The 15,041-nt window shown below is 64.2% G+C and carries 10 protein-coding genes and 2 pseudogenes; 7 read left to right on the top strand and 5 right to left on the bottom strand.

Annotation, left to right across the window (positions count from 1 at the left end; all coding sequences use genetic code 11):
* Positions 1-38 precede the first annotated feature (38 nt).
* Positions 39-1,186, bottom strand: a protein-coding gene (locus tag EQG70_RS12535) for an IS3 family transposase (protein ID WP_109269471.1) whose coding sequence is annotated in 2 segments (ribosomal slippage) — positions 39-913 and positions 913-1,186 — 1,149 coding nt in all. Because the reading frame shifts where the segments join, the coding sequence is not laid out codon by codon here.
* Positions 1,187-1,479: 293 nt separating this feature from the next.
* On the opposite strand from EQG70_RS12535, the gene EQG70_RS12530 reads away from it, so the two are divergent.
* A complete protein-coding gene (locus EQG70_RS12530; RefSeq protein ID WP_109269470.1) occupies positions 1,480-2,550 on the top strand; it encodes an IS110 family RNA-guided transposase in 1,071 nt (356 codons plus the stop codon).
* A 20-nt stretch (positions 2,551-2,570) separates the two neighbouring features.
* Here EQG70_RS12530 and EQG70_RS12525 read toward each other — a convergent pair.
* Positions 2,571-3,239: pseudogene (locus EQG70_RS12525) on the bottom strand (transposase); the annotation flags it as partial.
* A gap of 1,333 nt (positions 3,240-4,572) precedes the next feature.
* Between EQG70_RS12525 and istA the strand changes: the two are divergent.
* The 4 genes from istA (at position 4,573) to EQG70_RS12500 (ending at position 10,984) form a co-directional block, all read left to right on the top strand.
* Entirely contained in the window at positions 4,573-6,171 is a 1,599-nt protein-coding gene (istA, locus tag EQG70_RS12515; RefSeq protein ID WP_208746193.1) for an IS21 family transposase, read from the top strand.
* The gene (istB, locus tag EQG70_RS12510) at positions 6,168-6,953 is read left to right on the top strand and encodes an IS21-like element helper ATPase IstB (RefSeq protein WP_109269538.1); all 786 of its coding nucleotides are present in this window, start codon (positions 6,168-6,170) and stop codon (positions 6,951-6,953) included. Before istA ends, istB begins: the two co-directional genes overlap by 4 nt.
* Before the next feature lie 1,034 nt (positions 6,954-7,987).
* Complete coding sequence (locus EQG70_RS12505) at positions 7,988-9,460, top strand: hypothetical protein (protein ID WP_138976476.1); 1,473 nt, start codon at positions 7,988-7,990, stop codon at positions 9,458-9,460.
* A gap of 342 nt (positions 9,461-9,802) precedes the next feature.
* The gene (locus EQG70_RS12500) at positions 9,803-10,984 is read left to right on the top strand and encodes a lipopolysaccharide biosynthesis protein (RefSeq protein WP_138976475.1); all 1,182 of its coding nucleotides are present in this window, start codon (positions 9,803-9,805) and stop codon (positions 10,982-10,984) included.
* 430 nt (positions 10,985-11,414) lie between these two features.
* Here the strand turns inward: EQG70_RS12500 and EQG70_RS12490 are convergent, their stop codons facing one another.
* The 3 genes from EQG70_RS12490 to EQG70_RS12480 form a co-directional block, all read right to left on the bottom strand.
* A complete protein-coding gene (locus tag EQG70_RS12490) occupies positions 11,415-12,425 on the bottom strand; it encodes an IS481 family transposase (protein ID WP_126346459.1) in 1,011 nt (336 codons plus the stop codon).
* Between the two features lie 228 nt (positions 12,426-12,653).
* Positions 12,654-13,483, bottom strand: a protein-coding gene (locus EQG70_RS12485; protein WP_109269537.1) for an IS5 family transposase whose coding sequence is annotated in 2 segments (ribosomal slippage) — positions 12,654-13,141 and positions 13,141-13,483 — 831 coding nt in all. Because the reading frame shifts where the segments join, the coding sequence is not laid out codon by codon here.
* Between the two features lie 127 nt (positions 13,484-13,610).
* A complete protein-coding gene (locus EQG70_RS12480; protein WP_109269536.1) occupies positions 13,611-14,036 on the bottom strand; it encodes an IS3 family transposase in 426 nt (141 codons plus the stop codon).
* Between the two features lie 155 nt (positions 14,037-14,191).
* Here EQG70_RS12480 and EQG70_RS12475 point away from each other — a divergent pair.
* Together EQG70_RS12475 and EQG70_RS12470 are read left to right on the top strand one after the other, a co-directional pair.
* Positions 14,192-14,743, top strand: a pseudogene (locus tag EQG70_RS12475) (helix-turn-helix domain-containing protein); the annotation flags it as partial.
* 2 nt (positions 14,744-14,745) lie between these two features.
* Positions 14,746-15,036 carry a helix-turn-helix domain-containing protein gene (locus EQG70_RS12470; protein ID WP_208746208.1) on the top strand — a complete coding sequence of 97 codons (291 nt, stop codon included), beginning with the start codon at positions 14,746-14,748 and terminating at the stop codon, positions 15,034-15,036.
* The last annotated feature ends 5 nt before the right edge of the window (positions 15,037-15,041 follow it).

Genomic DNA, 15,041 nt, shown 5'->3' with positions numbered 1-15,041 from the left:
CTGCCCCGACTTCCGTTGACTCTCGGGGTTGATAGGTTTCAGGCTGCTTTGAGTCCGTGATTGATGGTCTCAAACTCGACCGGTGTGAGGCAACCCAGACGGCGTTGCCGGCGCCGCCGGTGGTAGGACTTTTCGATCCAGGTCACGATCGCCAGCCGCAGGTCCTCCCGGGTGGACCAGCGCTGCCGATCCAGGACGTTCTTCTGGAGCAGGGCGAAGAACGATTCCATGGCGGCGTTGTCCGCGCACGCCCCGACCCTGCCCATCGACCCGACCAAGTCGTGACGGGCCAGCTCGTGCACAAATTTCCGGGCTCGAAATTGACTGCCGCGGTCGCTGTGGACCACGCAACCGGCCACCGTCCCGCGGCGGGCCACCGCGCTCCGCAGGGCCGTGACCGCCAAGGATGCCTTCATCCGGAAGTCGATGGAGTACCCGACGATCCGGTTGGAGTAGACGCCCTTGATCGCGCAGAGGTAGAGCTTGCCCTCATCGGTGCGATGCTCCGTCAGATCCGTGAGCCACAGCTGGTTCGCGGCGGTGGCGGTGAAGTCGCGCTCCACCAGGTCGTCGTGCACCGGTGGACCGGGTTTGCGGTTGAACCCGCGCTTCTTGGAGTGGACCCTGAAGAGCCCATGGGCCGAGCACAGCCGCTGCACCCGGTTCTCCCCGGCATGGATGCCGTGGTCGGGTGGTTCGTCGGAGATGAACCTGTAGCCGAAGGCCGGGTCGTCGGCGTGGATGGTCATGGCGGCGTCGACCAGGTGCGCGTCATCCCAATTGCGATTGGTGACCGGGTGGGCGCGCCACTGGTAGAAGGCTTGCTTGGAGAAGCCCAGAGTCCGGCAGGTCACCGCGACGGGAATCCCATCGGCGGCCAGGTCGAGGACCAGCGGAAACCTCATTTTGGGGGCAGTTCCCGGGCGAAGAACGCCGCGGCCCGGCGCAGGATCTCGTTCTCCTGCTCGGTCAGCCGGTTGCGCCGCTTCAGGGCTTTGAGCTCCTCGGCCTCGGCGCTGGTTACACCCGGACGGACCCCATCGTCGACGTCGGTCTTGCGCAACCAGTTGTGCAGGGTGGCTTCTGAGATCCCGAAGTCGCGGGCGATCTGGGACAGCGGGGCCTCGTGCTTACGGGCCACCGCCACCACGTCGCGGCGGAACTCTTCGGGGTAGGGCTTGGGCACGGGATCATCCTTACCGTGAGGACAGATCCTCACAAGTCAGGAGTCAAGGAAACAGTGGAGATGGTACTGAGCGGTTCGGCGGAGTCTGACTTGCAATGAAACTGACGCGACCCTGCGGGGTGCTGTCCTGCCCGAGACGGGTCGGCTCGGTCGAATCGCTCGTCCTGCCGGGCATGGCCGGACCGGGCGGGGACGTGACTTCATAGGACCCTGTCTCGCAAAACACGGTGCCCCGTCACTGTTGTGTCCGCCCGGCCCGGTTCGGTCATCCAACTCAAGGAGACCGTTCCAGAATGACTGCTTCACTGACGTCGACGCAACCAACCATCATCGGCGGTATCGACGCGCACAAAGACACCCATCACGCGGTGGTCCTGGACGACCGCGGCGTGAGATTGGCCGATCAAGGATTCCCGGCTACCACGGCCGGTTATCGCTGCCTGCTGGACTGGATGACCGGCTTTGGGCGCCTCGATCGGGTCGGGATCGAATCGACCGGCTCCTACGCCGCCGGACTCACCCGGTTCCTCCAAGAGCACGGCACCGAAGTCATCGAGGTCAACCAGCCCCACCCGCACACCCGAGCGCGCCGCGGCAAGGACGACGCGATCGACGCCGAAGCCGCCGCCCGCAAAGCACTCTCCGGGGAAGCCTCCACCCGCCCGAAGACCACCACCGGGGTGATCGAGTCGATCCGGCTGCTGCGCATCGCCCGCGAATCAGCCGTACGAGCCCGCACGACCGCCCTCGTTCAACTCCAGGACGTACTCATCACCGCACCGGCCGAACTGCGTGAGCAGATCACCGCCACCTCCGGGCGCAGCATGGCCACCCAGTGCGCCAGGCTTCGCCCCGACGCCTCCCGCCTGGCGGAGCCGGCCCAGGCCGCGAAGCTGGCCCTGCGCACACTGGCCCGGCGGGTGGACGAGCTCGAGGCCGAGATCACCGAGATCGACGACCACCTCGGTGCTTTGGTTCGCCACGCTGCTCCGACCCTGACCAGCAGGCTCGGGATCGGCACCATCCACGCCTCGCAACTGCTGGTCACCGCCGGACAGAACATCGACCGGCTGACCTCGGAGGCAGCCTTCGCGCGGCTGTGCGGGGTCGCCCCGATTCCGGTCTCCTCGGGCAAGACCCACCGGATGCGCCTGCACCGCGGTGGGGATCGCCAGGCCAACCGCGCTCTGCACCTGATCGCTGTGTGTCGTCTGCGCTACGACCAACGAACTCGTGACTACGCCGCCCGCCGACTCGCCGAAGGCCTGTCGAAGAAGGACATACTGCGTTGCCTCAAGCGCTTCATTGCCCGCGAGGTCTACAACGATCTCCGACACGACCTCACAGCCCTTGACGATCTATAGGACCGTCCCGGGGCAGTCCCATGGGCCTTCCGGTACGTGCGTCCGGTCCGCAGGCAGGATCGCGGTCCCCGCGCCAGCGGCGGGAGCCGGTGGCGGTACACGGCGCGGTAGATCGTCTGGTGCGCCAGATGGCGATCTTGCTGGCCCGGAAAGGTAGCCGGCAGGGCCCGGGCGATCTGCGACGGACTCCAGTACTCCGCCAGCCGCGCGGCGACCCACGAGCCCAGCTGTGGGTCGGCCTCGATCTTAAGCCGATGGTGGCGCCGCCGGCGTTGCCGGGCGAGCTGCTCGGCGGTGAAGGGTCGGTAGGCGGTGAGTCCGCCGCGATTGCGGCGCACTTCGCGGGAGATCGTTGAGGGGACCCGGCCCAGCAGCGCGGCAATCGCGCGGAGACTGGCGCCCGCCCGGAATTCGTCGGCGATCACCAGCCGCTCCTCCTGCGAGAGGAACCTGGCGGAGATCGGCTGTGGGGTCGGGGTCAGTGCCTCGAAAACGACCACGGTGCCGTCGGTGCGGGCCACCCGGTAGCCGCTCTTCCAGTTGTTCGCCGAGCTGCGACTGATCCCCAGTTCACGGGCCGCAGCGGCCACGGACCAGCCCTGCCCGACCATCTTCAGGAACTGCTCCCTCTTGGCCGACATCGGACGCCGTCCCACGCGGCGATCATGGCCCCTCACTGGTCCTGTCATGGCCTAACTTTCGGTCAGGTGTTGCGACCATGACGAGAAAGCACCCCGTCGTTGACAGCAGGGCCGACGACTATCCCATCAGCCAGTGGCCATGGAAGTCCGTCGCCCACCACCCATGCCTCTGCTTTTCAATCCTGTTTCCGACACGGCGACAGTCAGACCGACCAAAAGCCCGACTAGAGCCCCACCTCCGACCAGAAGCGGCATCCGGGGGGAAGTAGGTTCTCCAGGTAGATAGGCAGAACCCACGGGCACGAGCCGCAACACGCTGCGACCGGGGCCACCCTGGTCGGACGACTGTTCCACGTTGAAGGCCTCTACCTGAGAACTCAATGCGAGGATCCATGCGTCTGCAAGTTGCTGTGCTGCCTCAGGTGTCGAGCTCTGTGCCGTCACACGGATCTCGGACGTATTCACGGGAACAGAAGTGCTTATGAGCGGCAACAGAGTTTCAGGTTGAACCTCGAAGCCCAATTCCGCTACAACGGACTCCGCGACCGGTCGCGTCTTGGACACACTTTCATATGTGATAGCTCGTGATTTCGCGAGATTCTCTCCGGCGAGCACTTCGGAGACACTCACGTCGCCGGTCGGGACTAGGACGCCGCTAGCCGTCGTCTCATATACCGTGGGGCGATTCATACCGATCCCGAAGCCTACGAGAGCCCCAAGCATTCCCATTACCAGCAGGACCCACCAGCGGCGACGCAACACCTCCAGAAACTCGCCGGCGTTCAGGTCCGAACTCTCGTCGCCCTGAACAGAACGAACTCCAACATTTCTCATGGACCCCCCGATCCCACGGCCGGGTCCGTTCCCGCGCACTTCGTAACGATGCTATAGAACCAGTGCGGGCCGTGATGTCATGTGACGCGGAAGCACGGATTCCAGCGCAGGCACGCCAGTCGCCCGAGCCTCTGTGCCACAGTCAAAGCAGGGACCGCTGAGGAGCGTGTCACATTGAGAAGTCAGTTCCTGGCTACGCGCCGCAGAGGGTTCCCAGTCGACGTCGAGGCACGGTCCAGGCGCGTTAAAACCCGCGCCACAGTGGCGGCGGGACCAGCGAGGGCCGCGAACAGAACCGCTGTACCATCAGCTGGCAGACTAAAAGAATCGACGAGGAGAAACGCACGGCAGAGAAGAAATTATGAACGCCTGCTAGCGGACATGCCAATCTCCCTGTAGGCGGACACGTACCTCCCTGCTGACGGACAGCTGATCTCCCTGTTCTCAGCCCCGGGGCCAGGCTCGTGTCGGTCCCCATGCAGACGTCCCTCCGGGGGTTCGCTCGAGGTCTCTGACCACCTTGAGCCATCACCCGCCGGAGGGACGCATGAAGAAGTCTGACAGGGAGATCATGGAAATTCTCGAAGCATATGACGCCACCGGCTCCGCGCACTCGGCCGCGGCCCTGGCCGGGGTGGATCCGAAGACGGTCCGCCGTTACGCCGCCGCCCGGGACGCGGGCCGGCCGGTGACCGGCCCGGGCCGTCGTCCTCGGATGATCGACGCCTACCTGCCGAAGATCGAGGAGTGGGTCGAGCGCAGCCAGGGCACAGTCCGCGCCGACGTCGTCCACGCCCGCCTGGTCGCGGTGGGGTTCCCGGGGACCGAGCGCACCACCCGCCGGGCCGTGGCGCAGGTGAAGGCGGTATGGCGGGCCGGGCACCGGCGCACCTACCGGCCCTGGATCACCGAGCCGGGTCTGTGGCTGCAGTTCGACTGGGGCGAAGGCCCGAAGGTGCCCGGCGCGGACGGGGTGCCGCGGCGCACGTGGCTGTTCTGCGCCTGGCTGGCGTGGTCACGGTTCCGGGTGGTGATCCCTGTATGGGACCAGACCCTCCCGACGCTGATCGGGTGCCTGGATGCGACTCTGGCCCTCATCGGCGGGGTGCCGACCTATGTGCTCACCGACAACCCGAGAACCGTGACCGTCGATCACGTGGCCGGGGTTGCGGTGCGCCACCCGCAGATCGTGGAAGCCGGCCGGCACTACGGCACGCAGGTGCACACCTGCGTGCCGTATGACCCCGAGTCCAAGGGCGGGTCGGAGTCCACGGTGCGCATCGCCAAGGCCGATCTGGTGCCCACCGAGGCGAACCTGCGCGCAGCTTACGGCTCCTTCGCCGCACTCGAGGCCGCCTGCGCGGCGTTCTGCGCCAAGGTCAACGGGCGCACCCACCGGGAGACGGCCAAGATCCCGGAGCACGCTTTGGCCGAGGAACAACGACGGTTGCACGTGCTGCCGGCCGCCCCGCACACCACCGCCCTGGGGGTGACCCGCACGGTGGGCACCGACCAGACCATCCGGTTCGGCTCGGTGCGCTACTCCACCCCACCGGGCCTGGTCGGGGCCGAGGTGTGGGTGCGGGTCGCAGCCGAGGAGCTGGTGGTCGTCGCCGACCTCGACACCCTTCCGGTGGCCCCGGGGTGGGCGGCCGGGCGTGCCGGGCTCACCGAGGTCGCCCGCCACCGCCTCTCGACCCCGGGCAATCCGCGGATCGACCTGGCCCACTACCCCGACCACCCCCAAGACCCCACTGGTGCCCCACGCCCGCCCCGGCCACGAGCCCGCAGCGCGGCGGAGAAGGACTTCCTGGCCCTGGGCGCCGGGGCGCACACCTGGCTGATCGAGGCCTCCGCGGCCGGGGCTACCCGGATCCGGGCGAAGATGGCCGCCGCGGTTGAGCTCGCCGCCCTCATCGGGGCCGGGCCCGTGGACGCCGCCCTCGGGATCGCCGCGGCCGCCGGGCGCTTCAGCGAAGGGGATCTGACCGCGATCTGCGATCACCAGGCCACCGGGGCCACCGCCGCCGGACTCGTGGCCGCCGACGAGACCCACTCCGCCCAGCCCGGCACCGCCGCCTGGGCCACCTTCGGCGCCACCACGACAACCAGCACAACCACCACAACCGAGGAGACCGCTCGATGAACACGGCCACCACCGCCCCGGCAGCACCGCCGCTGCCCGAAGACCTCGCCGCGGTGCTCAAGCGGATGCGGATGCCCTATCTGCGCGCGGCCGCCCCCGAGGTGTTGGCCACCGCCCGTTCCCAACGGTGGGACCCCACCGAGGTCCTGCGGGTGCTGCTGGCCGAAGAGGCCCGCGGGCGTGATGAGGCCACTCGGGCCGCACGCCGCAAAGCCGCCGGACTGCCCGCCGGGAAGACCTTCGCCTCCTGGCGCGAAGCCGATTCCTCGATCCCGGTCCCGACCCAGTCGGCCCTGGCCACCCTGGAGTGGGTGGGGCGGGCGGAGAACCTCGCGATCTCGGGGCCTTCGGGCACGGGCAAGACCCATTTCGTCGAGGCCCTGGCCCATCAGGTCATCGACGCCGGGATGCGGGTCTCCTGGTTCACCCTCGAGTCGCTGACCGCCGCGATCGGCCGCGCCGGGGCGGACGGCTCGATCGGCAAGACCATCGCCCGGATCACCCGGGCCGAGCTCATCGTCGTGGACGACATCGGGATGCTGCCCTCGGGCCAGGCCGCCGCCGAGGCCTTCTACCGCCTCGTCGATGCGACTTATGAACGCCGCAGCCTCGCGGTGACCTCGAACATCCACCCGGCCGGGTTCGACACGATCATGCCCAAGACCCTGGCCACCGCCGCCGTGGACCGGCTCCTGCACCACGCCCACGTGATCATCACCGAGGGCACCTCGCTGCGGCTCACCGAGGCCACCGCCGGACGCGGGGTGGTCCCACTGAACTGACCGGCAGGGAGGTCAACTGACCGCGGACAGGGAGATCAGCTGTCCGCAGACGGGGAGATCACCTGACCGCCTACCGGGAAGTCCCGCTGACCGTTGACAACGCCGCGAATATGCACCGTGGTTCCCGTCTTCGCACCGGCCACAAGCTCGGAAGTTCAACGAGCGTACCCCCATCCACTTAAAGAGCGGCCCGGTATCAAACCGCAGTCATCCCCGCCTCGGCGTTTGTAGGTGGGTTGTACGAAAAATGCTGCAAGTCGGAAGGTCGCGGGAGGGGGGCGCGTACCCAGAACGGCCCATCGCAGGAAAAGACTCCGAGAGATTCTCCCGTCCATGTCGGCTACCGTCTGCGACGGGACGGCAGGCGCACGTTGCCCAATGGGGTGAGAAGGCATGCAACGTCGCATGCAATTGGTGGATAAACATGAACGAGTCAAAAACTTATGGTCTTACGCGCAAAAACGAACTGCATCGAGACAGCACTGGTACCGGACCCCGTGCACGACGGCATTTATGGCGGAGGGTGAGCCGCTACGCCATTAATGGCATACCATTCGAGAGTATTAGTGTCGAATTTCGATCGGACCACTTGAAGGAAAAAAGCGCACGAGAAGAAAGACTCAATTGTCCACAGGGTCGACGGAGGGCGTATAGGTGGACTAAGAGAAAGCTGAGTCACTTTTTCAATCGCATGCCGCTACGTAGCGGTCAACGTGTCCTGTCACGCAAGGGGCTAACGGACAAACTTACAAAGTACTCGATTTCCCGAAGTAAACCAATCAATGGAAATTGGGGCAGAGAATACTCGCGCCTTCGACCGCTATTTTCGGAGCCAGCTTTCGTAAGCTGCGAGGGCATTTTCAGGAAGCACGTTGGGGGTGCAAGACAGAACAACGTCGGGTCGAGCAAAGTAGGTCGTCGCCGTTCCTCTCGGGCCATAAGGCCATGGATGCGGGCGCACTACTTCAGCGAAGAAGTGGTGGAAATGGGCCACATTTCTTACCTTCAACGGAAGGTTCGAAAGGAGGGTGAGCGTGTCAGTACGCAACTTTAGATTCCTGGTCCTGACGTTATTGCTTCTCGGAGCCCTCGGAATTGTAGCCAGTGATCAATATGTTTGGACAGGGATAGTAGGCCTTCTGACTCTCGTCGGATTTTTCTTGTACCCTAAGGCTGGCACCGCGATCACCTTTGTCGCGATACTCGTTGCGCAAACTCTCCAAGCAGCATCGGGAATCACTGCCGTCGGATACTTGGACGACGTCCTCGTGTTTGTGTGCCTCGTCGCTTTTACGACACGCGCGGCATCCATACGTGGACGCATTCGTTGGTTGTCCGCCCTCGTTCTCTTTGCAGTCTATCTCGGGCTCGGGCTTGCCAGTTCCTTACCGCATGGGGTTTCCCTGGCCACGAGTTCATTAAGCGGATTCCTATTCGTCAAAGGAGCCCTGCTGGCCTTCGCAGTAGCACAAATTGACTGGATTAGACAAGACTTGCCCAAGATCGCAAAGTTCTCCGGGTGGCTATTAGCCGTTGTTCTGGTCGCTACTCTGGCCAACGCCGCGGCCCCCGGTCCATGGAAAACTGCCCTCGGAATCATCGGAGGTGATGAGCGCGTCGGCTATACCAGCCTTACAAGCATTTTTGATCACCCCGTTGGTCTCGGCACAAGCATGTCGCTGAGTTTTATAGCGGTGTTCCTGTTCCGAAAAATTGTGGGTCGATCGGCACCTTCCTTGCTTCTCCTTACCGGCGCAGCACTTGCAAATATTTTTTCTTTCAGGCGAAAGTCGATTGTGTCGATGATCGCTGGAACCATTTTTGGGCGTCTTGCAATTCCGGGTGGACGCTCGTTTGTCATGGCCGTGATCGCCGTCGCGGCGCCATTGGTGCTTATTCTTAGTTGGGGTCCCCTGGTCAGTGTAGTGTCCTTCACTTGGAATGAGTATTTCACCAATCCGGACGGCACGGCACGTACCATGATGACCCGTGACGCGGCGCTCATTGCCGTGAGCTATTTTCCCTTAGGCGCTGGTTTGGGACGATATGGGTCCTATCCAGCTCGACAGGACTACAGCCCCGAATATTCCGATAGAGGCTACCAGTTCGTGTATGGCATGGGCCCAGGGGAAGATGGCATGTTCCTCACAGACACGTTCTGGCCGGCGGTATTGGGGGAATCTGGGTTCATTGGTCTTACCTGCTATATGGCCGGGATGCTTTTACTGGCCCGCCCCGCGTGGCAACTGATGCGCCGTGAGACCGAACCCTATGTGCGATGGATTGGAGCCGTCGGTGTAGCATGGCTTGCGGCTTTGCTTATAGAGTCATGGGTGGCGCCGGTCTTTTCGTCACCTCCTATGTTCGGATTGTTTCCCGTTGTCGCAGGTATCTGCAGCGCACTCATTTTGTCCGGCCACGTAGCAGGAAGGCGCCCGGATGAACAAGTTGATAGGCATGTTCCTGCCTCGAAATCACCACATGCTGTTTGGGGTGGATGGCGGTGAGACGGACGAGGATGCGCCCGGAGATTGCCGTTGCGTGTACAACAAACCACGGTCTATTTGGTGCACTGGTACGAGTAATGGTTATGTCACCACATTCGGCGAATTTGAATAGTTGCGCATCAACGCTGTCTGAATCGATGTGCCTAAACACTGTACGTCCATTAAACGTTGCCGGTTTAAGGCTGGGGGTCATAAATTTGGAATGTAAGACCCAGCCTTGTTCGCCGATCGTCGGATGCTGCCGTGCGTAAGGGGAGATTGCGCGACGTTGGTCGATCCTCAGCGGCATCTTCCGTTGTCTTGGTGATTCGCGTCGGTGGGGCTCTTCTACAAATGAGTCTGGTGGCAACAGTCGCGTTGCGTTTTTCGCCGTACGAAGTAGGGCTGAATGGCGTCCTCTGGTCTGTCGCTTTGGTGGCTCGCATGACCGGAGCTATGGGCCTGGAAACGCTGGGCCTCAAAATGCAGGCCCCTCTTTGGGCAAAGGGCAACAGTCAAGCCGCCTCATCCCTTGCATTGAGGGATTTTCGCGTACTTTTCATCGGCTGGAGTTGCCTTGCCCTTCTTGTCGGGCTCGTGGCATTGGCAGGTGGGCTCGCTTACGGCTGGCCCGGGTGGTGGATGGTGGCTCTTGTTCTAGTGGCCGCCAATTCGGGGGTTCATCGTTTGTTAGTGCTCCAACTGCAAGCTAAAGACCAGCCGATATTTGGCCAGTTCACGGAATCCATAGTTCTTCCGGGTCTGGCCTTGGTTGCTGCCCTTTTAGCCGCGACATTTGTGCCAGAACATTTTATCACCCTGCAAGTAGTGCCTTTCGTCTTGGTGTCAATATTGTTATATTTTGCCTCACCCTGCTTTCGGTGTCGGGAAGATCCTTCGGGGGAGCGCATTGTGTGGCGAACGGCGCTTGTCATGGCCGCGGGTTCCCTGTTGACGTCCCTGACATCCCGTGCTCCAATCTTTTTTCTGGGAATGAACTCGCTAGCCATTGCAGGAACCTATGACATAGCCTTGAGAATACAGTCCGTCGGTACATTGGGGACAAGCGCGGTTACAACCGTATATTTGGCCAAAATATCTGTGGCCCTACACCAGGCACGCACACTGGTGCGATTTATTGTCGAAGCGGCGATACTTTCACTCCCCATTCCGGCATTTCTACTCGTCTTTTTCGTCGCGGTCGGCCAGGATGGCCTTGTTTCCATTCTGGGGCCAGAGTACTCGGGCGCTTGGTCGGCAGCGATTTTGCTGGTCGTGGCCTCGATTATCAATGCGGTAACATCTGCGATGAGTCATGTGCTTATACTTGCAGAGCGAGAGCGGATGTATCTTTGTATATGCGCCGCCCAAATTTTCTTGGTGATAGGCGGGGCGGTCTTGTTTGATGCGAATACAGCTGCAGAGATGGCTGTTTGGGTCCTCATGGGAGAAATGCTCCGAAGTATGGCGATGGTGGTTGGTTTTATTGTTTACTGGCGTGTCCTTTCTACCCAGTCAAGGCAAAAGATGCGCGTTCGAACATGACGCACGCCGATTACCGGTCCATCGGAGGATTCCCCGTGACGGGTTCAAAAAAGGTTCTGCATTGATGCTATGGCGGTCGCTGTGCGGCGTGGTGACGATAGTGGGTATTCGCGTACTCGGCCGGGGCCACAGGCCAGATTTCGCCGTGCAGGCGCTGGTGACTGAACGAGTCGATGTACTCTGCCAGCGCGAGCTCCAGGTCGTTGATCGTCTTCCAAGGATCCCTCCTGCGGATCACGTCGGCACTGAATAGCGAGTGGAAGGCCTTGGCTTCGTGAAAGATGTCACATGAAGCTCCGGTAGAGCCCACCGAGGCCACCGCTCCGGCCGCCTCCAATCGCGGATCTAGCGCGCGGCGACGTACTGGGCGGATTCAACTCGTTGTCGTAGCACCGCCTTATTGGAGACGCTTTAGCTGCCGGTCGAAGGCCTAGGTGTAAGAGGGCATGACGTTATTGGCACGGGCCGGGGTGCGTGAGGCCGGGGGCTGATCGCCGCAGGCGGTATGGGGCCGATGGTAGTTGAAGTGGTTCACCCAGACCCCGATGGCGTACCGGCGGGCCTGCTCGCTGGCGTAGGGGCGGGCGTAGAGCACCTCGTCGGCCAGCAGGCGGTTGTACCGCTCCACCTTCCCGTTGTGCCGCGGCGTGTAGGGGCGGATGCGCTGGTGGCGGCCGGCCAGGGCTTCCACGCAGCGGGTGAAGTCCTTGGCCCGGTAGTTGGCGCCGTTGTCGGTCACGACGCGGTTCAATCGGGTGATGCCGTGGGCGGCGAAGAAGGCTCTCGCCCGGCAGAAGAACCCGATGGTGGTCACCGCCTTCTCGTCCTCGAGGGCCTCGGTGTAGGCCAACCGCGAGAAGCCGTCCACGGCCGAGTGCAGGTAGGTGTAGCCGACCTTGGCCCCGGCCCCGCGCTTGGCCGCCTTCGCGGCGGTGGAGCCGCGGCCGTGGGCCCGCCAGCCGCCGCCGTCGGGGATCCTGCCCACCTTCTTCACATCCAGGTGGACCATGTGCCCGGGCCAGGCGGCGCGGATCCGTCCCGGGGTCCTGCGGGTGTTCTCGCCGGCGGGGGTGAGGTCGCGCAGGCGGGAGATCCCGAGCCGGTGCAGCCAGCGGCCGACGGTGCGCAGGCTGATCGCCACGGCGCGGTCGACCAGGTGGCGGTGGATGCGCCGCGCTGACCACTTGTGCTTGCGGCGCCAGCGCTCGATGAGGTCCACGACCGCCGCCGGGGTGCGGGTGCTGCTGTGCCGCGGGGTCGAGGGACGGTCGGTGAGCCCGGCTTCGCCGGACTCGAGGTAGCGGGCCACCCAGGTCGCCACGGTGGGCCGGCTGACGCGGAACTCCGCGGCCACGTGGGCCTTGGGGATGCCGTCGTCGAGGTGGCGCAACACCATGCGCAGCCGGCCGGTCGGGGTCAGGGGTGCGTTAACGTGGGTCATGAACGGGCTCTCTCGCGCGGACGGACGGTGTAGGAACTTCCATCCTGTGACGAGGAGCCCGTTCCTCATCTCATCGACGCACCCACGCCAAGAACCTCATGACCCACAACACCTAGGCGGTTGTCTTCCAGCCGAGGACCTCCCTCGGTCTGTTGTTCAGGGCCAGAGCGAGGGCTTGAAGTGACCCCCGTCATGTGGATGCCTCGTTCTCTGTCATAAGACCTGGTCTCATAACTCCACTGCCTGACGCAGTCGGCGGAGGTTGATGAGCGTGACGGCAAGCAGGAGCAGCGGCAACAGCGTGGCTTCGGTGCGGTCATAGCGCAGCCCGAGTCGCTTGAACCGCAGGACCCAGGAGATGGTGCGCTCCACGACCCAGCGGTGTCGACCCAGGTGAGTCTTGGACTCGGTCCCGCGGCGGGCGATATGCACCTTGATGCCCCGCCGGTGCAGGTAACGCCGGCGCCTCGGATAGTCGTAGCCCTTGTCCGCGTGCAGCTTCTCCGGCCTGCGACGGGGCCGTCCCGGACGCCCTCGACGGCCACGCACAGCCGGATTGGTCTCCAACAGCGGCTCGAAGAGTTTGCTGTCATGCGTGTTCGCCGCCGAAGCCAGGATGTGCAGGGGCAGGCCGTTCCCATCGGTGAGCAGGTGGTACTTCGTGCCCGATTTCCCGCGGTCGGTGGGGTTGGGGCCGGTCAGCTCGCCCCCCTTTTGGCCCGGACCGACACCGCGTCGATGCTGGCTCGCGACCAGTCGAGGATCTCCTGCTCGGAGAGCTCCTCGAGCACGGCCCGGTGCAGCTTCTCCCACACCCCGGCCTCCTGCCAGTACCGCAGCCGGCGCCAGGCGGTGTGCCCGGATCCGCACCCCAAGGCCGGGGGCAGGTCCCGCCACCGGCACCCGGTGTGAAGCACGAACAGGATGCCTTCCAAGGCGGCGCGGTCGTCGATCCGGGGCCGCCCACCGGGCCCCCGAGGCGGTGGCTGAGCCGGGATCAGCGGGGCGATCAGCTCCCACAGACGGTCATCGACCATCCACGACTGCTTCCTCGTCATGCAGGCACTGTGAACCAACAGCAGAAGGGCCGGCAACGACAGATCAGGTTTTGAGACCAGGTCTAAGCTGCTGCTCGTACTCGGTGGGGCTGAGGTTACCGCGCCGGGAGTGGCGTCGGCGAGGGTATTAGAAGCCTTGGAGGTAGGAGAAGACCTTCATCTCGAGCTCGTGCCGTGTGGGCCAGGAGCGGCGGTGGACGAGCTCGGTCGTCAGGGTGGCGAAGATCGTCTCGGCCATCGCGTTATCAAAGGCCGAGCCGACCCGGTCCATCGAGGCCAGGATGCCTGAGGTGCGCAGCGTCCGGCCGAACTCGTAGGCCGTGTACTGGGACCCTCGGTCGGTGTGGTGGATCAGTCCAGGATCGGGTTTCCGAGTGAAGATGGCCATGCCGACCGCGTCCAGTACCAGCTCGGTGCGCAGGTGGTCGGCCCCGGCCCACCCGACGACCTTGCGGGAACAGGCATCGATCACCACGGCGAGGTACAGGACTCCCTCCCGGGTCCGCAGATACGTGATGTCAGCGACCCACTGCTTGTTCGGCGCCCCGGCGATGAACTGTCGCTCAACGAGGTTCGGGGCGGTGGCCGTCTAGGTGTGATGTCCAGGGAGGTTGTGCCGCCTCGCGGCGGTGAGTCGGGCTGACAGGTGAGGACCTCCGGTTGTGAAGTGGAGCTGTCTAGGAACCGCTTCACCGACCGGAGGTCCTCGTGTCCCACGCTAACGCCGCCCTGACCCCACGCGCCCGTCTGCGGCTCGCACAACTCATCGTTGATCGTGGATGGAGCTGTGCCACGGCCGCCAGGATGTTCATGGTCGCCCCACGCACCGCGAGGAAATGGGCCGACCGGTACCGGGCCGAAGGCCGGGCCGGGATGGCCGATCGCAGCTCGCGTCCGCGCACCAGCCCGACCCGGACCACGCCCGCGGTGGTTCGTCGGATCGTGGCCCTGCGCTGGCGGCACCGGCTGGGCCCGGTCCAGATCGCCGGCCGGCTGGGCATGCCGGCCTCGACCGTGCACGCGGTGCTGGTGCGCTGTCGGATCAACCGGCTCTCCCGTATCGACCGGGTCACCGGCGAACCTCTGCGCCGCTACGAGCACCCGCACCCCGGTGCGCTGATCCACGTCGACGTGACCAAGTTCGGCAACATCCCCGATGGCGGCGGGTGGCGTTATCTCGGTAAGCAGCAAGGCGATTGTCGACGCCGGGCGAATACTGAGCAGATGCGACGGTCGAAAAGTGAGCACTCGACGATTGGAGTGTGATCACTGTGGAAGATTGGGCGTTGATCCGTCGGCTGCATGCCGAGGGGGTGCCGAAGTCCCAGATCGCGTCGCGGCTGGGGATCTCGCGGAATACGGTCGCCAAGGCGGTGGCCGCCTCCCGGCCACCGCGCTACGAGAGGTCTGCGGGGCCCAACGCGTTCACCGATGTCGAGCCGGTCGTGCGGGCGCTGCTGGCCGAGCACCCGTCCATGCCGGCCACGGTGCTGGCCGAGCGGGTGGTGTCCCGTGACGGGTCTGTTGGAGGCTTTCATTCCACGGAAGGATGAGAGTC

The organism is Kocuria rosea, assembly GCF_006094695.1.
Classification (GTDB): domain Bacteria; phylum Actinomycetota; class Actinomycetes; order Actinomycetales; family Micrococcaceae; genus Kocuria; species Kocuria rosea.
Note: the sequence above shows the minus strand (reverse complement) of the source record. Positions and strands in the feature narration are given on the sequence as shown.

Excerpts from the sequence above, each read along its gene's own strand:
- EQG70_RS12530 (WP_109269470.1), top strand. The coding sequence starts at position 1,480 with ATGACTGCTTCACTGACGTCGACGCAACCAACCATCATCGGCGGTATC.
- istB (WP_109269538.1), top strand. The coding sequence starts at position 6,168 with ATGAACACGGCCACCACCGCCCCGGCAGCACCGCCGCTGCCCGAAGAC.
- EQG70_RS12490 (WP_126346459.1), bottom strand. The coding sequence starts at position 12,425 with ATGACCCACGTTAACGCACCCCTGACCCCGACCGGCCGGCTGCGCATG.
- istA (WP_208746193.1), top strand. The coding sequence starts at position 4,573 with ATGAAGAAGTCTGACAGGGAGATCATGGAAATTCTCGAAGCATATGAC.